At 69.1% G+C, this 18,844-nt stretch carries 20 protein-coding genes and 1 pseudogene; 14 read left to right on the forward strand and 7 right to left on the reverse strand.

Annotated features, from left to right (window positions below):
* Positions 1–75: 75 nt before the first annotated feature.
* Positions 76–789: a GntR family transcriptional regulator gene (locus ACFWX1_RS10350; RefSeq protein WP_378385888.1), complete on the forward strand. Its 714-nt coding sequence runs from the start codon at positions 76–78 to the stop codon at positions 787–789.
* A 314-nt stretch (positions 790–1,103) separates the two neighbouring features.
* On the opposite strand, the pseudogene ACFWX1_RS10355 reads toward ACFWX1_RS10350, so the two are convergent.
* Positions 1,104–1,967, reverse strand: a pseudogene (locus ACFWX1_RS10355) (family 16 glycosylhydrolase); the annotation flags it as partial.
* A 191-nt stretch (positions 1,968–2,158) separates the two neighbouring features.
* Between ACFWX1_RS10355 and ACFWX1_RS10360 the strand changes: the two are divergent.
* The gene (locus ACFWX1_RS10360; RefSeq protein ID WP_378385890.1) at positions 2,159–3,736 is read left to right on the forward strand and encodes a phytoene desaturase family protein; all 1,578 of its coding nucleotides are present in this window, start codon (positions 2,159–2,161) and stop codon (positions 3,734–3,736) included.
* Between the two features lie 23 nt (positions 3,737–3,759).
* Here the strand turns inward: ACFWX1_RS10360 and ACFWX1_RS10365 are convergent, their stop codons facing one another.
* Positions 3,760–4,494: a DUF4253 domain-containing protein gene (locus tag ACFWX1_RS10365; protein ID WP_378385891.1), complete on the reverse strand. Its 735-nt coding sequence runs from the start codon at positions 4,492–4,494 to the stop codon at positions 3,760–3,762.
* A gap of 307 nt (positions 4,495–4,801) precedes the next feature.
* Between ACFWX1_RS10365 and ACFWX1_RS10370 the strand changes: the two genes are divergently transcribed.
* Positions 4,802–5,497, forward strand: a complete 696-nt coding sequence (locus ACFWX1_RS10370; RefSeq protein WP_378385893.1) for a DUF2306 domain-containing protein — start codon at positions 4,802–4,804, stop codon at positions 5,495–5,497.
* Here the strand turns inward: ACFWX1_RS10370 and ACFWX1_RS10375 are convergent.
* On the reverse strand, positions 5,442–6,611 hold the full coding sequence (locus ACFWX1_RS10375) for an acyl-CoA dehydrogenase family protein (protein WP_378385895.1): 1,170 nt from the start codon (positions 6,609–6,611) through the stop codon (positions 5,442–5,444). The two genes, ACFWX1_RS10370 and ACFWX1_RS10375, sit on opposite strands and share 56 nt — an antisense overlap.
* Entirely contained in the window at positions 6,608–8,959 is a 2,352-nt protein-coding gene (locus ACFWX1_RS10380; RefSeq protein WP_378385897.1) for a bifunctional salicylyl-CoA 5-hydroxylase/oxidoreductase, read from the reverse strand. Before ACFWX1_RS10380 ends, ACFWX1_RS10375 begins: the two co-directional genes overlap by 4 nt.
* A 67-nt stretch (positions 8,960–9,026) precedes the next feature.
* Between ACFWX1_RS10380 and ACFWX1_RS10385 the strand changes: the two genes are divergently transcribed.
* Entirely contained in the window at positions 9,027–9,428 is a 402-nt protein-coding gene (locus ACFWX1_RS10385; protein WP_378385899.1) for a RidA family protein, read from the forward strand.
* On the opposite strand, the gene ACFWX1_RS10390 is transcribed toward ACFWX1_RS10385, so the two are convergent.
* Complete coding sequence (locus tag ACFWX1_RS10390; RefSeq protein WP_378385900.1) at positions 9,412–10,269, reverse strand: PaaX family transcriptional regulator C-terminal domain-containing protein; 858 nt, start codon at positions 10,267–10,269, stop codon at positions 9,412–9,414. The genes ACFWX1_RS10385 and ACFWX1_RS10390 overlap by 17 nt on opposite strands.
* 104 nt (positions 10,270–10,373) lie before the next feature.
* On the opposite strand from ACFWX1_RS10390, the gene ACFWX1_RS10395 reads away from it, so the two are divergent.
* From ACFWX1_RS10395 to ACFWX1_RS10405, 3 genes are read left to right on the forward strand one after another with little or no spacing between them, the layout of a single operon-like run.
* Complete coding sequence (locus tag ACFWX1_RS10395) at positions 10,374–11,021, forward strand: GNAT family N-acetyltransferase (protein WP_378385902.1); 648 nt, start codon at positions 10,374–10,376, stop codon at positions 11,019–11,021.
* Positions 11,022–11,031: 10 nt separating this feature from the next.
* Positions 11,032–11,832 (forward strand): hypothetical protein, encoded by an 801-nt coding sequence (locus ACFWX1_RS10400; RefSeq protein WP_378385904.1) that lies wholly within the window; start codon positions 11,032–11,034, stop codon positions 11,830–11,832.
* A gap of 50 nt (positions 11,833–11,882) precedes the next feature.
* Complete coding sequence (locus tag ACFWX1_RS10405; RefSeq protein WP_378385906.1) at positions 11,883–12,251, forward strand: PLDc N-terminal domain-containing protein; 369 nt, start codon at positions 11,883–11,885, stop codon at positions 12,249–12,251.
* A 29-nt stretch (positions 12,252–12,280) separates the two neighbouring features.
* On the opposite strand, the gene ACFWX1_RS10410 is transcribed toward ACFWX1_RS10405, so the two are convergent.
* Entirely contained in the window at positions 12,281–12,745 is a 465-nt protein-coding gene (locus tag ACFWX1_RS10410; RefSeq protein WP_378385908.1) for a MarR family winged helix-turn-helix transcriptional regulator, read from the reverse strand.
* Positions 12,746–12,881: 136 nt separating this feature from the next.
* Here ACFWX1_RS10410 and ACFWX1_RS10415 point away from each other — a divergent pair, with 136 nt between their 5' ends.
* The 3 genes from ACFWX1_RS10415 to ACFWX1_RS10425 all read left to right on the forward strand — a co-directional run bounded on the left by ACFWX1_RS10415 (position 12,882) and on the right by ACFWX1_RS10425 (position 13,899).
* Positions 12,882–13,118 carry an AAA family ATPase gene (locus ACFWX1_RS10415; protein ID WP_378385910.1) on the forward strand — a complete coding sequence of 79 codons (237 nt, stop codon included), beginning with the start codon at positions 12,882–12,884 and terminating at the stop codon, positions 13,116–13,118.
* A gap of 108 nt (positions 13,119–13,226) precedes the next feature.
* Positions 13,227–13,430: a hypothetical protein gene (locus ACFWX1_RS10420; RefSeq protein WP_378385912.1), complete on the forward strand. Its 204-nt coding sequence runs from the start codon at positions 13,227–13,229 to the stop codon at positions 13,428–13,430.
* 52 nt (positions 13,431–13,482) lie between these two features.
* Positions 13,483–13,899, forward strand: a complete 417-nt coding sequence (locus ACFWX1_RS10425; protein ID WP_378385914.1) for a nitroreductase family deazaflavin-dependent oxidoreductase — start codon at positions 13,483–13,485, stop codon at positions 13,897–13,899.
* Between the two features lie 47 nt (positions 13,900–13,946).
* Here ACFWX1_RS10425 and ACFWX1_RS10430 read toward each other — a convergent pair whose 3' ends face one another.
* Positions 13,947–15,296: an FAD-binding oxidoreductase gene (locus ACFWX1_RS10430; protein WP_378385916.1), complete on the reverse strand. Its 1,350-nt coding sequence runs from the start codon at positions 15,294–15,296 to the stop codon at positions 13,947–13,949.
* A gap of 96 nt (positions 15,297–15,392) precedes the next feature.
* Between ACFWX1_RS10430 and ACFWX1_RS10435 the strand changes: the two genes are divergently transcribed.
* The 4 genes from ACFWX1_RS10435 to ACFWX1_RS10450 all read left to right on the forward strand — a co-directional run.
* Complete coding sequence (locus ACFWX1_RS10435) at positions 15,393–16,277, forward strand: LysR family transcriptional regulator (protein ID WP_378385918.1); 885 nt, start codon at positions 15,393–15,395, stop codon at positions 16,275–16,277.
* 74 nt (positions 16,278–16,351) lie between these two features.
* Positions 16,352–17,176 (forward strand): oxygenase MpaB family protein, encoded by an 825-nt coding sequence (locus ACFWX1_RS10440; protein ID WP_378385920.1) that lies wholly within the window; start codon positions 16,352–16,354, stop codon positions 17,174–17,176.
* Between the two features lie 15 nt (positions 17,177–17,191).
* On the forward strand, positions 17,192–18,328 hold the full coding sequence (locus tag ACFWX1_RS10445) for an acyl-CoA dehydrogenase family protein (protein ID WP_378385922.1): 1,137 nt from the start codon (positions 17,192–17,194) through the stop codon (positions 18,326–18,328).
* Between the two features lie 319 nt (positions 18,329–18,647).
* Positions 18,648–18,844 (forward strand): hypothetical protein (locus ACFWX1_RS10450; protein ID WP_378385923.1); only part of this gene is annotated, 197 nt, incomplete at its 3' end.

Consider the following 18,844-nt stretch of genomic DNA (forward strand, 5'->3'; position numbering starts at 1 on the left):
CACTGTAGGGATCGTTGAACAATCCCACAAGACTCTGATTTTATCGTTCTCGTGGCTAAGCGTAGGATCACTGACGTGGTCATAGCGGGTGGCGGCAGCCAGGGTCTGGAAGCGGATCGTGGCCTGCTCGGCCGCACGAGCACGGCCGAACGTGTCGCGGGCGTGCTGCGCACCCGGATCGCGGAGGGCTACTTCCTGCCCGGCGTCCGCCTGTCCGAGCTGGACATCGGCACCGCGCTCGGAGTTTCCCGCAACACGCTGCGTGAGGCGTTCCGGCTGCTCACGCATGAGCGGCTGCTGAGCCATGAACTCAACCGCGGTGTCTTCGTCCGGGTGCTGAGCGAGGCCGACGTCGTCGATCTCTACAAGGTCCGCAAGCTCATCGAATGTTCGGCCGTCCGGGGCATCACGGAGAAGCCCGCGACGTTCGCGAGGCTGGCGCAGACGGTCGCCGACGGCGACCTGGCGCAGGAGAACGGCCGGTGGCGGGACCTCGGCACCGCGAACATCCGCTTCCACGCCGAGATCACCGAGATCAGTGGAAGTGAGCGGATCAAGGAGCTGATGGAGGGCGTCTGCGCCGAGTTACGGCTGGCCTTCCACATGATGGCCGACCCGCGCCGGTTCCACGAGCCGTACCTCAAGCGCAACCACCAGATCCTCGACCGCATCGAAGCCGGGGACGGTGCCGCGGCGGAGGCGCTGCTCGAGAAGTACCTCGGTGACGCCGAGCAGCAACTCGTCGAGGCCTTCCGCGAGCGGGCCGCGCGGGCTGAGCAGGCCGAGTAGGAACGCCGGAGGATTGCCCGAAGAGGCAGGATTGGTGACCCGTCGGGCTGAACCCGTGGGGAGGCGGCGTCCGGGGGCGGCCTGATTGGTTAGCGTGGCTATGGATTCCGTCGAGAGGATCCTGCTACGGCCGCCCTGCGTTCCGGACGCCCCCAGCGGGAACGCAGGGCCCCGGCCGGATTGTTCGCTGAGCGTCGACGATGTCGCGGTGGTGCGGCCGCGTCGGTGAACCGTCCGATGTGGACTCCCGCGCGGCCGCACCATTCACTCGCCGAGTGCGGCGTCTAGTGCTGTGCGCCGGTGGCGGTGCTGGGGCTGTTGCCGCTGGTGACGTGGACGTAGTCGACGACCAGCTGCTGCGGGAACTGGGTGCCGCCGTCCGGGTCACCCGGCCAGTACCCGCCGACCGCGAGGTTCAGGAGCAGGTAGAAGGGGTGGTCGAAGACCCACCGGTTGCCGTGCAGGTCGGCCGGGGTCCGGGTCTGGTAGACCTTCCCGTCGACCGACCAGCGGATCGAATTGGGTGCCCAGTCGACGGCGAAGGTGTGGAACCCGTCGGAGAAGTTGGGGCCGTTGTAAGGGGCGCCGATCCCGCTCGCGCCCGAGTAGCCGGGGCCGTGGATGGTGCCGTGCACGGTGTTCGGCTCCTTGCCGATGTTCTCCATGATGTCGATCTCGCCGCAGTTCGGCCAGCCGGCGCTGCCGATGTCGCTGCCGAGCATCCAGAACGCGGGCCACATGCCCTGCCCGCGCGGGAGTTTCATCCGCGACTCGAAATGGCCGTAGGTCTGGGTGAACTGGCCCTGGGTGGCCAGCCGCGCGGAGGTGTACTGGCAGCGGCCGTACCAGCAGTTGTAGTTGCCGGGGTTCTCCTTGCGTGCGGTGATCACCAGGTGTCCCTGGCCGTCCAGCGCCGCGTTGTTCGTGCCGGAGGTGTACCACTGCCGCTCGTGGTTGTTGACGTTGTCGCCGGTCTCGAAGTGCCACTTCGAACCATTGACCGCGCCTCCGGCGGGGCCGTCGAAATCGTCGGTGAACGTGGCGGCCGCCGCGGTGACGGTGCCCGCCCCGGACGCCGGGGCGATGGCGGGGAGCGCGGCCTGGCCGAGGGTGAGGACGGCGCCGGCGGCCAGGGCGGCCGCCCAGCGGGGACGCCGGAGGGAGCGTGAGATGGACATCTTCGTCGCCTCTCTGCGAGCAAACGGGGGCTTTTGTTGTGCTCGGCAACAAAGTATGCATGGTCTAAACCAGGCGGGCAAGCATTTCGTTGGCGGTTTTCGGCAGTGCCCTGAGGGGCACCCGCGGACCGGGGCGATCCGGGACCGCGGTCCCTGGTGACCGGGACGGCCGGGCCACGAGGATGCCGACCATGGACACGTGGGACGCGGTGATCATCGGCAGCGGGCACAACGCCTTGGTCGCGGGAGCGATGCTGGCCAGGGACGGCTGGAGCGTGCTGGTGCTGGAGGAACGGGACCGCCCCGGCGGCCTGGTGCGGACCGAGGAGCTCACCCTCCCCGGTTTCCAGCACGACGTGTTCTCCTCGGCCCATCCTCTGTTCACCGGCGGCCCCGCCTACGCCACGCTGGGCCCGGAGCTGACCGAACTGGGCCTCGAGTACCGGCAGCCCCGGTACTTCTCCGGGGTCTCGATGCCCGGCGAGGGCAGTGCGGTCTTCTCCTCCTCCATCGAGGAGAACGTGGCCGAGGCCGAACGTCTCGCACCGGGCGACGGGGAGGCGTTCGCGAAGCTGCTCAAGGACTTCGAGCCGTACGTCCAGCCGGTGTTCGGCCTGATGGGCACGGACCTGAGCACCAAGGCCGCCCGCCGCCGGCTGCACCGGCTCCTGCACGACGAGGACGGCGGCTTCTCCGAGTTCGCGCACCTGTTCACCCGCACCGCGCGTGAACTGCTCACCCGGACCTTCTCCTCGCCGGTGCTGCGCGGCCTCCTGGCCCCGTGGGCCCTGCATCTCGGCCGCGGCCCGGACGAGGTGAACAGCGCGCTGTGGGTGATCCTCGTCCAGGTCGCGCTGGGCATGGCCGGGATGCCGACCCCGGCAGGGGGCAGTGAACGGCTCGCGCAGACGTTGACCGAGCTGATCGAGAAGCACGGTGGCGAGGTGCGGACCGGACGGCGAGCCGACCGGATCCTGCTCAAGCACGGCCGCGCCAGGGGCGTCCGCGTCGCGGACGGGCAGATCGTGCACGCCCGGCGCGCCGTGCTGGCCTCGGTCAACCCGGACCAGCTCTATCTCGAACTGCTCGCCGACGTACCCGGCGCGGTGCCGCCGGTGATCCGCGGCCAGGCAGGCCGTTACCGCTACGGCCGGGGCTGCTTCCAGCTGCATCTCGCGCTCTCCGAACCGCCCCGGTTCGCCGACGAGCGGCTGGCGAGCGCGGGCGAACCCCATCTGACCGGCGGACTCGACGCGTTGTCGCGCTCGGTCAGCGAGGCGACGCGGGACCTGCTTCCCGCCGAGCCCACCATCGCCCTCGATGTCCCGTCCACTGTGGACAGCAGCCGGTGCCCGCCGGGAAAGGCGGTGGCACGGGTGCAACTGCTCGACGTGCCGACGCGTCCGCGCGGCGACGCGGCGGGCGAGATCGACGCCGGTGACGGCTGGACGGACGAGGTGAAGAAGGCCTTCACGGACCGCGTGCTGGCGGTGGCCGGGCGGCACGTGCTGAACCTGCCGGACGCGATCCTGGCCGTCCACGTCATCGCGCCGGACGACCTCGCGCGCGCCAACCGCAATTGCGGCCCTGGCGATCCGTACGGTGGCAGCCACGATCTCGCGCAGAGCTATCTGTTCCGGCCACTTCCCGCGCAGCCTTCGCATCACACCCCGATCCCGGGGCTGTGGATGCTGGGCGCCGCGACCTGGCCGGGCCACGGTGTCAACGGGGCGTCGGGGTACATCGTGGCTCGCCGTCTCCTGGACTAGGGCCCGCCGGCGGAGGATCGCGCTCACGACCATCGGAGCCGCCAGATGTGGTGGTTGAGGAGGCTGTGGGCATAGGACTCGTGGTCCTCGCCGCAGATCCGCGGACAGAACGCGCGATGTTCTGCCGCGATGGCCAGCGCGCGGTTCAGTGTGGTCGGGGGCGCGGCCACGGACAGGGTGAGGCCGGTGCTCCCGATGCCGACGAGCCGGGTGCCGAACCGGTGTTCCCAGCTGCCCAGAACCGCGGCCACCGCGTCCGCTCTGCCGCGTACCTGACCGGCGCCCGGCCAGCCGATGAGGAAGGGGACGTCGGCCGACAGCCGGACCCTCGCCAGCCCGAGTCTGCCCCCGTCCCGGGCCAGAAGCTCGGTGCCGCAGTGCATCGCGTACAGCAACGGATCCCTTCGCGCGGTGGAGCGCCGGACGAGACCGGGGAAACTCGTCGCGGGGGTCGTGTGCGGGCCCGTCCGCCACCAGTGCGCGAGGATTTCGGCGGGATCCAGCCGGAGCGGGTCCTCCTGGTCGAGAGGTCTGCTCCCGGAGCGGGCGCGGACCCCGTCGAAAGCCTCCACGGCGGTCTGGACGATGAGCGGCCAGAAGCCGGTTTTCGTTGCGTCGTCGAGGAAAGCCGCGTAGGTGGCCGGATCGGTCCGCTCGGCGGAGAGCCAGATCGGGCCGTGCCAGCAGCCGTCCGGTTTCGGGGTCTCGAGGCCCGCCTCGAGACCGAGAGCGCTACGGCGGAACGGAAGAACAGTCATGATTTCCCCAGGGGATTCGAGCCGGCACGGGCCGGCAACGGGAGTGGGTTCGCGACAGATCCGGCTGGTGCCCGGACGGGCAGCGGATCGGGGATGACTCAGGACGGTTCACGATCGCGTCGAACGCTAGTGCGAGGGTACGACGATTTCGGGCTCGGTGGGGGCAGCCCTACCCGGAGCCGGGTGGCTCACCCGATGGTCCGGCCCGGCCGCGCGTCCTAGTCTCGGGAGAGAATTTCCTTGGCAGACAAGGGAAAGGTCCTGGGGGATGGCAACCGGAACGGATTTCGAAACCTCACCTGAACGGGTGACCTCGGAGGAAACCGCACCAGGGGCGAAGCGATGGTGGAGACGGCCGTGGGTCGGCCCGCTCGCCGTGCTCGTCGCGGCGTTCCTCGCGTATTCGCTGCCGCCGTACCTGGCGATGGACCCGGCTCGGTCGCGTGTCCCGGCGCCGGCGGGATTCGCCGCGCACTATTGGTTTCTCGTCGCTCACGTCCTTTTCGGCACTGTCGCGATCGTGGGAGTCCTGCTGCAGATCTGGCCGTGGTTCCGCCGGAAACATCCGGTGGGCCATCGCCGCGTCGGCCGGATCTACGTGTTCGCCGGGGCGATCCCGTCCGCGCTGATGGCGGGCACGATCGGCGCGCTGAGCCCGTTCGGCCCGGTGACCTCGACGCTCGACGTCCTCGGGGCGTCGCTGTGGTTGGGTTTCACCGTCGCGGGGTGGAAAGCGGCGCGGGAACGCCGGTTCGGCGAGCACCGGAAGTGGATGATCCGCAGTTTCGCGATGGCCATGAACACCCTGCTGACCCGGGTCTACGGGCCGTTCGTGTTCCTGGCGATCGGCTCGGGGAAGGACACCAGGTTCGGCGGCAACGACCAGTGGTTCACCGATGTCTCCTCCGCGACATCAGGCGCGCTGAGCCTGTTCACGCTGCTCATCGTCAGTCAGTGGTGGCTGGAGCGCCGACCCGCCCGGCGGCCAGCTCGCGCGCGATGATCGTCCGCTGGATCTCCGAAGCACCCTCGTAGATCCTCGGCGCGCGGACGTCGCGGTAAAGGTGTTCCAGCAGGTGCCCGCGCCGCAATGCCCGTGCGCCGTGCAGCTGGACGGCGGCGTCGACGACGTACTGGGCGGCTTCGGTCGCGAAGAGTTTCGCCATCGCCGCGCGCCCGGCGAGGTTCTTTTCCCCGGCGTCGTAGGCGGAAGCCGCGGAGTAGACGAGCAGCCGCGCGGCCTCGGTGCGGGTCGCCATTTCGGCGAGCGTGTGCGCGACGGTTTGCTGCTGTACCAAGGGACCGCCGAACGCGACGCGCTGCCCGGTGTGCTCGACGGCGGCCTCCAGCGCGGCCTGCGCCATCCCGACGGCGAACGCGCCGACGCTGGGGCGGAACAGATCCAGCGTCCGCATGGCGACGGCGAAGCCGCGGTTCTCCTCGCCGAGCAGTTCGTCGCGGTGCACCGGGACGCCGTCGAAGCGCAGCGTCCCGATCGGGTGCGGGCTGAGGAGTTCGAGGTGCTCGCCGGAGAGGCCTTGGCGGTCGGCGGGCACCACGAACGCGCTCACCCCGCGTGCGCCCGCATTCGTTGTGGTGCGGGCGAAAACCGTGTAGAAGTCGGCTTCCGGCGCGTTCGAGATCCACATCTTCTCGCCGGTCAGCCGCCAGCCGTCACCGTCGGGCTCGGCCGCGAGCGACAACGCGGCGGCGTCGGAACCGGCGTCCGGCTCGGTGAGCGCGAAGGCCGCGACGGCCCGTCCGGCGGCGACCTCGGGCAGCCATTTCCGCACTTGTTCGTCACGGGCCGACTGCAGCACCGGATAGCTGCCGAGGCCCTGCAACGCCAGCGCTGTCTCGGCCTCGGTGCACTGGGTCGCCAGTGCTTCGCGGAGAATGCACAGTTCCGTCGCCGCGGCCTGACGGGTCGGATTCCCGCTCGACACACCGGGGAACAGCCGGGCCAGCAGACCGAGTTCGCCCATCGCCTCGAGCAATGGCCGGTTCACCGAACCGTCCACACCGGACTCGGCGAGGGGTCGGAGCCGCTCCGCGCCGAGAACGCGGACCTCGGCGGCGAAGGCTTTTTGGGCGGCGTCAAGGGCGAAGGCGCTCATCGTGGTTCCTCCGGTCGCCAGCGGGCGTGCGCCGTGCCCGGTGTGCCCGAGCGGACGAGTTCGAGCCGCGGTGGTGGCCCGTCCGTCCGGCCGCTCTGCGGTTTCCGGCTTCCCGCGGTGAACGGCTTCGGCCACGGGACGCGGTAGCCCTGCTCGGCGGCGGCGTGCAGTGTCCACTGTGGATCGTAGAGATGCGTCCTGCCGAGCGCGCACAGGTCCGCGCGGCCGGCGAGGATCAGCGAATTCACGTCGTCATAAGAAGAAATCGCGCCGACGGCGATCACCGCGATCGGATACCGCACCCCGATTTCGTTGCGGATCCGATCGGCGTATGGTGTCTGGTAGCTCCGACCGAACTTCGGCTTCTCTTCGCTGACCACCTGCCCGGTGGACACGTCGATCCCGGCCGCCCCGTGTGCCGCGAAGGCACGGGCGATCTCGACGGCGTCCCCGGTGTCGATCCCGCCTTCACACCAGTCCGTCGCGGAAATGCGCACGGTCATCGGCCGCTCGGCAGGCCAGGCCGCGCGCACCGCGTCGAAGACTTCCAACGGAAAACGAAGCCGGTTCTCGAGCGAACCGCCGTACTCGTCGGTGCGGTGGTTGGTCAACGGTGACAGGAAAGAGGACAGGAGATACCCATGGGCACAGTGCAGTTCCAGCAGGTCGAACCCCGCCCGCGCGGCGCTCGCCGCGGCGTTCACGAACTGCTCGCGGATTTCGCCCAGTTCGTCCGCCGTAAGCTCGCGAGGTGTCTGATTCCGTGCGGTATAAGGAATCGGCGACGGCCCGCAGACCTCCCAGTTGCCTTCCGGCAGGGGTTCGTCGATGCCGTCCCACATGAGCCTCGTCGATCCCTTGCGCCCGGAATGCCCCAGCTGGACGCCGATCTTCGCCGGGGAGTTGCCGTGCACGAAGCCGGCGACGCGGGCCCACGCGCGTTCCTGCTCGGCCGTGTAGAGCCCCGCGCAGCCCGGGGTGATCCGGCCTTCCGGGGAGACACACACCATCTCGGTCATCACCAGCCCGGCGCCGCCGAGCGCCTTGCCGCCGAGGTGGACGAGATGGAAGTCGCCGGGCACCCCGTCCTCGGCGGAATACATGTCCATCGGCGAGACGACGACGCGGTTGACGAGTTCCAGTTCGCCGATCCGGTAGGGCTGGAACATCGGCGGCGCGACGTCGGTGCCGAGCCGCCCGGCGAACCAGGTGTCGAGTTCCGCGGTGAACTCGGGATCGCGCAGCCGCAGGTTGTCGTAGGTGACGCGGCGGCTGCGGGTGAGGAGGTTGAACGCGAACTGTGGTGGTTCCTGATGGGTGTACTGGCCGAGGTTCTCGAACCATTCGAGGCTCGCCTGCGCGGCACGCTGCGTCGAGGTGACGACCGGCCGCCGCTCGGTCTCGTACGCGGCGAGCGCCGCGTCCACAGTGGACTGTTCGTGCAGGCAGGCGGCGAGCGCGAGTGCGTCCTCCATGGCCAGTTTCGTCCCGGAGCCGATGGAGAAGTGCGCGGTGTGCGCGGCGTCGCCGAGCAGGACGACGTTGCCGTGCACCCAGCGCTCGCAGCGGACCGTGCCGAAGGCCGTCCACTTCGAGTTGTTGGCCAGTACCTGGTGCCCGTCGAGGACGTCCGCGCACAGTTCGCGGATCAGCTCGATCGACTTCTCGTCGCTCTCGCCGGGGGCGAGCGAGGTCGCCGCGATCGGGCCGAACGCGCGGCGCCAGACGTCGGAGTGCATCTCGAGGATGAACGTGCTCCCGTCGCGGCCGTACGGGTAGCCGTGGATCTGCATGATCCCGTGCGGGGTGTCCAGGACGTGGAACCTGAACGCGTCGAACACGAGGTCGGTGCCGAGCCAGATGTAGGTGCACTGCCGCGTTTCGATCTCGGGCCGGAAGGCGCCGGCGAACCGTTCGCGGACGGCGGAGTTGACGCCGTCCGCGGCCACGACGAGGTCGTATCCGGCGGACAGCGTGGCGGGGTCCGGTGCGGGAGTGCGGAAGCGCAGGTCGACGCCGAGTTCCGCGCAGCGTTCCTGCAGGATGCCCAGCAGCCGTTTGCGGCTCATCGCCGCGAAACCGTGCCCGCCCGAGGTCGTCACGGTGCCGCGGTAGTGGACGTCGATGTCGTCCCAGCGGGCGAATTCGGCGCGCATGGCCTCGTGGATCACCGGGTCGGCGTGTTCGATGCCGCCGAGTGTCTCGTCGGAGAACACCACGCCGAAGCCGAAGGTGTCATCGGGCGCGTTGCGTTCCCACACGGTGATCTCGTGGCCGGGGTCGAGCTGCTTCGCCAGCGCGGCGAGGTAGAGCCCCGCCGGGCCGCCGCCGAGAACCGCGATTCGCACGTCGGTCAGGGTATGTCGCTGTCACTACGACCGTCAAGGAGGCGAAATATGTCGTAGGCTGACGGCCATGGTCATCGAGCGCGTCAATCCGGCCGGACTCGGCCGTCCATCGGGGTTCTCGCACGCCGTCGTGGCGGAGGGCCGCTTCGTGTTCCTCGCCGGGCAGACGGCTTTGGACGCGGAGAACAAGATCGTCGGCGAAACCGTCGTGGCGCAGTTCGAGCAGGCGCTGTCGAATCTGCTGACGGCGTTGCGCGAGGCCGGTGGTGAGCCCGAGCAGCTCTGCGCCGTCACGATCTACATCGTCGACATGGACGACTACCGGGCGCACGCCCGCGAGATCGGCCAGGTGTGGCGGCGGCTGGCCGGCACGGAGTATCCCGCGATGGCGGGTATCGGCGTCGCGCGGTTGTGGGACGTGGAGGCGCTGGTGGAAGTGCAGGGCTACGCGGTCATCCCGTCCCGCTGACGGTTTCCGTGACGAACGCGCGCGCGGCGGTTTCGAGCCGGGCGTGCAAAGTGAAGAAGAGGTCGCTCGCGCGCAGTCCCGGCCAGTCCGGTGGCAGCAGTTCGGCGGGAAGGCCGGGGTCGAGGTAAGGCATCCGGCGCCAGCCGGTGAGCACGCGGACGTAGTCGATGAACGCCTCGTCCGCCGCGATCGACCGGCGGCGCTGCCAGCGGCGCAGGGTGGGCCCGTACTCGTCGAGGAAGGCGGTGTAGAGCTCGTCGAGCTGGGCGAAGTCCCACCACTCGCGGACCTTCGCGGCGAGCTCGCCGAACGCGATGTGATCGGCGCGGAACAGTTCGGCGTAGCCGGAAAGGCCCAGTTCGCCCAGGGTGTGCTCGGTGACGTCGTGCAGCAGGGCCGGCGCGATCCACACGCCGGAGGACACGGTGCCGAAGCCGAGGCGGGCCAGCTGGGTGCGCAGCAGGTGCCGCTTGTGGCGTTCGGTCTCGGGCACGGAGAACACCGCGAGCAGCCAGCCGTCGTCGGTCTTGGCGCGTTCGCGGCGGAAGATGCGCTGATCGCCTTCGCGCAGGATCGCGCGTCCCGTGCCGGACAGTTCGTATCCGGCTGTCGTCCCGCGGCGGACCGCCTCGAGGATGCCGCGTCGTTTGAGGCGGGAGATGGACGAGCGCACGGCGGGCTCGTCGACGCCGAGCGTGGCGAGCAGGTCGATCAGCGAGGCGACCGAAAGCCAGTCGCCCTCGGTCTGCGAGTAGAGGCCGTACACCGTCACGATGAGCTGGCGGGGTTGCGCGGTGCGGCCGCCCCCGTCCAGTTCGGTTGCTTCCGGTACGACCGTCATCAGGTCACCATAACAACCGGGACCTTGGGTTCGTTACCATTCTCCGGACGTGCTGCTAGGGGGAAGTAGTGTTCTTCGACCGGTTCACCCGCCGCGGTCGCCTGATGGCGAAGCGGACGTGTGACCCGCGCGGACATGCCTTCGAGGTGGCCGGTTTTCTGTTCCGGACACCGACGGCGTGGGAGTACGCCGCGGCCGTCGCCTGCGGGAGCGACCCGGCCGCGCAGCGCTGGCTCGGCTGGCTGGACGAGTCGATCGTGGCCGAGCCGTTACGCGCCGAGGCGTTGCGCGTGGTGCCGGGAACGGGGCCGGACTGGACGTCGCCGGATCCGCTGTCGATCGACCTTGTCGCGATCGATGTCGCGGCCAGGCGGTGCGTCGGGCTGGTCAGTGTGCACAGCGGCGAGGACGGCAGTCCGGAGACGGGCGGCTATCTCGTGCCCGACTATCGCGGGCGCGGGGTCGGCCGGGTGCTGTTCACCGCCGGAGTCCGGCTGGCACACGAGCATCTCGGGCTGCACCGGGTGCGCGCGGGCGCGGAGCTCGGCAACGTCGCGAGCGGCCGCTCGCTCGAAGCGGCCGGCCTCGTCCGGGTGCCCGGCCCGCCTTCGTACCGGCTGCCGAACGGCCGGGTGACCGAGGCCTGCTGGTACGAGCACCAAAGCGGAAGGCCGCGAGCTTGCGCGGGCCCGCAGGCCGGGTGGCTCCGTGCCCGGCACGGTTCGGCGGAGGCCGAAGCGTTCCCGGCCTAGCGTCGCGGGTATGAGAACCCTGACGGCACGGGCCGAGGTGTATGCGGTGCTGACCGATCCGGCCGCGGAGGTCCCCGCGGTACCGGATGGCGCGAGCGGAGTGCGGTGGCTGCGGGCGGCTGTCGCCCGGTTCAGCAACGGTGACGCGCACGCGCGGCGGCGTGCGCTCGCGATGTCCGAACTCGCTGCCGTTGACGAGAAGTCGTTGTGCGACAAGGCTTTCGAATGGACCTGCGGGATCGTGTCGGAGTCGGGTCCGGTAGTGGACGTGATGGCGCTGATCGCCAGGCGGGTGCCGGTCGGTGTGCTCGCGGAGGCATTGGGGCTGCCCGACGTTTCCCGTGATGTCGCCGTCGTCGCGCGGGCCTACCATCCGCACGTCGAGCCGGACGCGGAGACGGAGGAGGCGCTCTCGCGGCTGGTCGAGGCCTGTGGCCCCGGCGCGGACGAGCGCGCCGCGGCGCGGATCGGCCTGCTGATCCAAGCCTGCGACGCGACGGCCGGGCTGGTGGCTTCGGCTCTGTTGAGCGGAAGTGTGGCCGGCGCCGAACCGCCGGTCCGGGTGACGCGCCGGGTGGTCGGTGGCGAGATCGTCGCGCTGGATCTGGCGGCCGCGAAACTCGCTTTCGGTGCGGGTGTGAAGGAATGTCCCGGTCGTGGGCACGCGGTCGCACTGGTCATGGGGATTCTCGCGGCGCTGCGCGGTTTCCGTGTCGTGCCTGGGAAAATCGCCTACGAGCCGAGTGTGAATATTCGTGTCCCGGTGTCACTTCCGTTGGTGCGGAGCGATTCTGTCGGGGGCCTGTGCTAAGACTTACCGCGTCGCCGGCGGAGGGTCCGGCGTACTGGGAGGGTCTTTCCATGTGGTACTTCAATGGATTGCTCGGGTTCCTCACACTCGGGCTGTGGATTTTCTGCGTGGTCGACGTCGTGGTGACGGACGAGGCGTCGTGCCGGAACATGCCGAAAGGCCTGTGGCTGCTCTTGGTTCTGCTGGTGCCGTTGGTCGGTTCGATCGTCTGGCTGGTGGCCGGGCGGCCGCAGACGGCGGGGCGGGCACGGGCGCCGCGTGGGCTTTTCGAAAGAGACGCGCCCGAGTATCCCGAATACAACCGTCCGGGGCGCTTCGCCGCGACGGATCCCGCGGCGGATGAGGAATTCCTCCGGAAATGCCGTGAGCGCGCCGAGGCGCAGCGTCGTGCGGCACGCGAGAAACGGGGGGACAGCTGAGCCGGGGCGGGGGCCAGGCCGGGAACGGGTTACTCCGGGCAGCAGCCGGAGACGTCCTGTTCGTAGGCGAGCAGCGTGTCGATCACGAGCTTGCGTTCGGCGGGGGACAACGGGGTCAGCGCGCGGCTCCACGCGTGCGCACCGCGCGCCAGCCAGGCGTCGACGGCGCAGCGCTTGTCCTCGGCGATGCTGACGATCGTGCGCCTGCGATCGGCGGGGTCCTCGGTGCGTTCGAGGACGCCCTGGCGGCTGAGGTCGCCGACCATGAGGCTGGCGGTGGTGGGTGCCAGCTCCAGCTTCCCGGCGAGTTCGGTGACCGTCGTCGGGCCATCGAACAGGAGGTGGCACAGCAGGGACAGATGCCGGGGCGCCAGTGAGAGGCCGCTGAGCTCCTCCGGCACGGGAGTCCGCTTCGCGCGGCCGATCAGGCGTGGCATCAGCAGGAGCAGCTGACGCACCCCGTCCTCGACGCTCGGTCCGGCCTCCGTCGACATGATCCCCTGTCTCCTTGGTGTGTTCGTCGTCCAGCATCTCGGCAGCCACCTGAGCCTACCTGGGTTTACGGCTGTGCCCGGGAAGATCAGGGTGGTCCCGGATGCGTCCGGTGGCGTGCCGTGTCAGGTTCGCGGAGTGATCACTCAATCTTCGGCGGGCGGGTTCATCAGGGAAATCGGGCTCGGTGAGCACGCCGATACCGGCCGCTACCCGTTCACCCTGCCCGTGGTGCGGCCCCTGTCCCGTGCGGGCGGGCTCGAGCTGGACCCCGGGGTGACCTTCCTGGTCGGCGACAAGGGCACCGGCAAGTCCACGCTGGTCGAAGCGCTGGCCGTGGCGGCCGGGACCACCTGGTGCTGCGCTGGGGCGTGACGAAGCCGCGGACCGGGTTCTTCCTGCGAGCGGAGTCTTTCTACAACGTGGCCTCCGAGATCGACCGGCTGGACAAGACCGGCCCGAACCCGCTGCTGCCAGTTCGTGGTGGCCGCGCACTCGCCCATCCTGCTCGCGGTGCCCGGCGCGCGGATCCTGCGACTCGACAGCGACGGTGAGATCGAACGAGTCGGCTACGACCAGGCCGATCCGGTCACCTTGACTCGGGGGTTCCTCGACAACCCCCAGTGGTTCCTGCGGCATCTGCTGCCTGACGAGTGCGGCGTTGACAGTCCCAGCGGAGCCAAGTAGTTTTGCTGGCAAATCAAAACTATCCGGGTGCTCGTGCCCGCCGGGAGGCCTGATGTCGGAGGAGATCCAGAACTTCAACAAGGGGATCATCGAGGAGTTCCGGTCCAACCACGGCAAGGTCGGCGGGATGTTCGAGGGCGCCGACTTGCTGCTGCTCACCACCGTCGGGGCTAAGAGTGGTCAGGAGCGCATCTCGCCGCTGGCGTACCAGCGCGACGGCGAGCGGATGGTCATCATCGCGTCGTATGGTGGTGCCGACCGGCATCCGGCCTGGTACCACAACATCGTGGCGAACCCGAAGGTCACGGTCGATCTCGGCGACGGCGCCTTCCCGGCCACCGCGGTCGTCCATGCCGAAGGCCCGGAGCGCGACCGGTTGTATGCCCGGATGGCCGAGGCGATGCCGCAGTTCGCCGAATACCAGCAGAAGACCCAGCGGATCATCCCGGTCGTCGTCCTGGAGAAGTGACTACGCGGTCTCCGGCTTCCTGGGGGCGCCGGAGACCGCGTAGCCGCTCAGTTGGGGCGGATGTTGTGGCTGAGGCGGAACGTGTTCGCCGGGTCGTACTTCGCCTTGGCTTCGGTGAGCCGGCGCAGGTCGGTTTCCCCGAACACCACCGGCGCCTGCTCGTGCGGGTCGTGCTCACCGTAGACGAACGTGAGCAGCTTGCCCGTGCTCCACGGACGTAGCGCGGTGAACAACTTCCCGTGCGCAGCGCGGACCTCGTCCGCCGTTTCACTGTCCACGATGGACAGTGCGCGCACGGTGAACCGCGCCGCGTCGTCCTGCCGGGCGAGCTTGCCGCCGAGCAGATCGACCAGCAGGACCGTGTCGACCGGCGCGTCCGGCCCGGCCAGTTCCAGGATCGTGTCGATCATCGGGTCGGTCAGCTCGCCGGTGGTCGTGTTGTCGCCGCGGTAGGCGTGCGGGTGCGGCGGCTCGTTGGCGATCGAACCGGACGCGGTGAACGGCATCTCGGTGAGTGAGTCGATGAGCCGGGGGCCGATCGCGCGCAGCGGCTCGACGAGGCGTTCGCCCGCGTCCGCGTCACCGAGGTAGGCGATCCGGATCTGCGCGATGTGCTTGCCGCGCAATGGTTCCGGCACCATCGGCAGATCCGGCATAGGGACCATCGCGACCGACGTCGTCACCTCATCGGGTGCGGTGGCGGCCCAGTCACGCCAGCCGCGCAGGACCTCACCGAGGTGTTCGGGGCCGAAGTAGAGACCGCCGCCGTAGAGCGTGGTCACCGGCACCAGCCCGAACTCCAGCGCGGTCACGATCCCGAAGTTGTCGCGGCCGCCGAGCAGGAGCGCCCGGAACAACTCGGGTTCGGTGTCCGCGGTGACGTGCCGCAACTCGCCGTCCGCGGTCACCACGTCGAGCGCGCGGACCTGGTCGGCCGCCCGGCCGTACTTACGGCCCATCAGGCTGAAACCGCCGCCGAGGGTGTAGCCCACGACGCCGACGTCGGGGGCGGACCCGCTCAGCGGCGCCAGACCGTGCTCGGCCGCCGCGGTGATGACCGCGCCCCAGTGCACGCCCGCTTCGGCGCGCGCGGTCGACGTCGCCGGGTCGATCTCGACGCCGGTCATCCGCCGGGTGCTGACGAGCACGCCGCCGTCGGCGCCGGTGACCAGACCATGCCCGGTGGACTGCACCGCGACCGGTAGGCCGTGAGACGCCGCGAACCGGACCGCCGCGGCGACGTCCTCCGGCCGCGTCGCGCCGACGACGACCGCGGGGCTGCTCGGCACGCCCGTCTGGAAGCCGGCGACCTCCTCGGTGTAGCCGTCCTGGCCGGGCTGGAACACCGGGCCGTGGACCCGCCCGGCCAGCGTCGTGATCTCCGAAACCTGCGTCATGACCTGCTCCTGTCGTTCCCTCGTTCCCTTTCAGCTTCGGGGAGCTCGGATCAGAAGTCCAAGATCTAGTTTGTCTACTAGCTATAATGATCAGTTATGGAACTGCATCAGCTCGAGTACTTCGTGGCGGTGGCGGAGGAAGCGAACTTCACCAGGGCCGCCGCTCGGATGCACGTCGCGCAGCCGGGGGTGAGCGCGCAGATCCGCAGGCTCGAACGGGAGCTGGGGCAGCCGCTGCTCGACCGGTCCGGCCGGTCCGTTCGGCTGACCGACGTCGGGCTGGCAGCACTGCCGCACGCGCGGGCGGCACTCGCCGCGGTCGCCGGTGTCCGGCAGGCCGTCGACGAACTCGCCGGGCTGGTCCGCGGTCAGGTCGCGCTCGGCATGGTGACCTCGCCGGGTCCGGTCCGGGTGCCCGAGCTGCTGGCGATGTTCCACGAGCGGCATCCGGCGGTCGAGATCACGCTCCGGGAAGGGAATTCGGACCTGCTGATCGAGTCGCTGCGCGAAGGCGAGCTCGACGTCGCGGTCGTCGGGATCGCCGGCGACCCGCCGCCAGGGCTCGAGACGAAAGTGGTGCGCGAGGAGGATTTCGTGGCCATCGCCGGGCCGCGCGATCCGCTCGCCGAGCGGAAGCAGGTGACGATCGCCGAGCTGGCCGAGCGGTCGCTGATGAGCCTGCCGAAGGGGACCGGGCTGCGGACGGCGCTGGATGCAGGCTTCGCGTCCCGGGGGCTGCGGCCGAAGATCACCTTCGAAGCCGGGGACCCGAATCTGCTGGCGCAGCTCGCCGCCCAGAATCTCGGCGTGGCGATCGTGCCGGAATCGCTCGCCGCGTACTACGCGCCGCAGGTGCGCACGGTGCGGGTCGCCGGGCCGAACCTGCGGGGCTGTCTCGCGCTCGCGTGGCGTGCCGAGGGGCCGATCGCGCCCGCGGGGCGTGCGCTGATCGATTTCGCGAGGCGCACGCTGCCGCTGTAACGCGACCTCTTGACAGGGCGTCAACAAGGGCGTTAGGTGGAGCGTGTCCTGAATTCCGCCAGGGAGGCGCACCGATGCGCACGACGACACGGACGGATGTCCTCGATGACGCCGTCATCGGCGCGGCGGCGTTCCTCGCGGGCGGCGCGAACGTGATCATGCAGCTCAGCTGGCCCGAGGTCGGCCATGGTGTGGTGGAAAGCCGGGTGGACAGCGGGAATCTGTTCAAACATCCGGCGAAGCGCACCCGGACGACGTTGAGCTATCTGGCGGTCGCGGCGCTCGGCGGCGACGAGGACAAGGCGGCATTCCGGCGAGGGGTCAACAAGGCGCACGCGCAGGTGTATTCGACCGACGCGAGCCCGGTGCGGTACAACGCGTTCGACAAAGACCTGCAGCTGTGGGTCGCGGCGTGTATCTACAAAGGATTCGAGGACAGCTACCGGCTGCTCGTCGGTGAGCCCGATCGCGCGCTGGCTGAGGAGTTCTACCGCGCTTCGGCGACGTTCGGGACCACCCTGCAGGTGCCGCCGGACCGCTGGCCGTCCGATTTGGACGCCTTCGAGAAGTACTGGCAGGACGGGCTGAAACGGGTGTCGATCGACGACACCGTCCGCGAGCATCTCACCGCCGTCGCCGAACTACGCTTCCAGCCGAAACCACTGAGTGTCCTTTTCGGACCCTTCATCAGGTTCGTGACGATCGGATTTCTGCCGCCGGAGTTCCGGGAGCAGATGCGGTTTTCCTGGACCTCGCGGCAGCAGCGGCGGTTCGACCGGTTGATGGCGGCCATCGGCGCGGTGGTGCGTCGGCTGCCGAGGCCGTTGCGGCAGTTCCCGTTCAACTTCTACCTCTGGGACGTCCGGCTGCGGATCCGCACCGGGCGCCCGCTCGTCTAGCCCGAAGGGAAGGCAATGGCTTTGCGGCTGACCGAAGGACAGCAGGATTTCGTCTCCGCGTTCGGCGCGTTCTGCCGCCGCGAGGTCGGCGACCGCGAACAGCGGGCGAAACTCACCAAGGACGGCCCGCACAGCCGGGAGCTGTACGGCAAGCTCGCCGAACTCGGCTGGCTCGGTATCTCGCTGCCCGAGGAGTACGGCGGTTCCGGGCAGGGCATGGTCGATCTCGTCCTGTTCCTGGAGGAGACGGGATACTGGCGCGCGCCGATCACCGGGTTCACCACGACGATCATCGTGGCCGCGGCGATCGAGAAGTTCGGCTCCGAGGAACAGAAACGCACGTTGCTGCCCGCGGTCGGGAACGGTTCGGTACTCGCGATCTCGATGTCCGAACCGGGTGCGGGGTCCGACGTCGGCGCGCTGACCTGCCGGGCCGAGAAGCGGGACGGCGGCTGGGTCGTCAACGGCCAGAAGACCTGGTGCTCCAACGCCCACATCGCCGACCACATCCTGCTCGTCGCGCGGACCGGCACCGACGGCGGCAAGCACGACGGGCTCACGATGTTCATGGTGCCGGCCGATGCCGACGGGCTCGCCATGCATGGGATCGACACCATGGGCGGCAAGGAGGTCAACGACCTCTACTTCACCGATTGTGTACTGCCGGCCGATGCCGTCGTCGGAGTCGAGGGCCAGGCGTGGGGTCAGCTCATGGCCGGGTTGAACCTGGAACGGATGATCCTCGCCGCGGTGATGCTCGGCACCGCGCGGCGGGCGTTCGACGACACGCTGGCCTATGTCAAGGAGCGCAAGCAGTTCGGCCGTCCTGTCGGGACTTTCCAGGCGCTGCGGCACCGCCTCGCCGATCACGCCGTCGAGTTGGAATGCACACGGCTGCTGGTGCACGACGTCGCCGAGAAGATCGACGAGAACCCCGGAAAGTTGTTCCCGCGCGAGGCTTCGATGGCGAAGCTGAAGGCGACCGAGTTCGCGAAGGCCATGGCACTGGACGGGATGCAGATGCACGGCGGCTACGGGTACGCGACGGAGTACGGCATGGAAGCCTTGCTGCGCGCGACCGTGGTGTCCACTGTGTACGGTGGGACGAGCGAGGTGCAGCGGGACATCATCGGGAAGACCTACGGGCTCTGACGCCTTTTCGCTCCCTGCCGGGCGAGTTGTCCACAGGGGGGTGTGGTTGTGGATGAATCCGGGTGCTGGGCTCCTGATCGCCGGGTTTGTCGTACCCCGGCGGTAGACTGGTTTCGGGGTCGCCCCCCAGGGCGGGAGGGGGATGCCCCGAGGGGTGCGGAGCCGGGAGCTGGGGCAGACGAGGTTCCGGAAGTGTCCTATGTGGATTTCGGGGATTTCGGTGCTGTGAAGGGTTTTTGGGGCCAGGGGTGCTGCGAAGGCTCCCTTGAGTCCCTAGGGCGGGCCTGCGATCGTGTGGCTTCTGGGGTGTGTGGTGTTCATGGGACTCGTCGTGATGGTGGGGCTTCGCGCGGCGGCGTCGCTTTTAGGGGGGGGGAGGCCGAGGGCTCAAAAAAAAACAACCAACAGAAGAGACGGCTACACACAAAGATATCAGAGGGGGGGGAGAATTTTAAATAAAAAAAAACAAAAAAAACAAACACAAAACAAACAATATAAAAAACAAAAAAAACAAAA

Origin of the sequence: Amycolatopsis sp. NPDC059021, assembly GCF_042739895.1 — a bacterium.
Lineage (GTDB): Bacteria > Actinomycetota > Actinomycetes > Mycobacteriales > Pseudonocardiaceae > Amycolatopsis.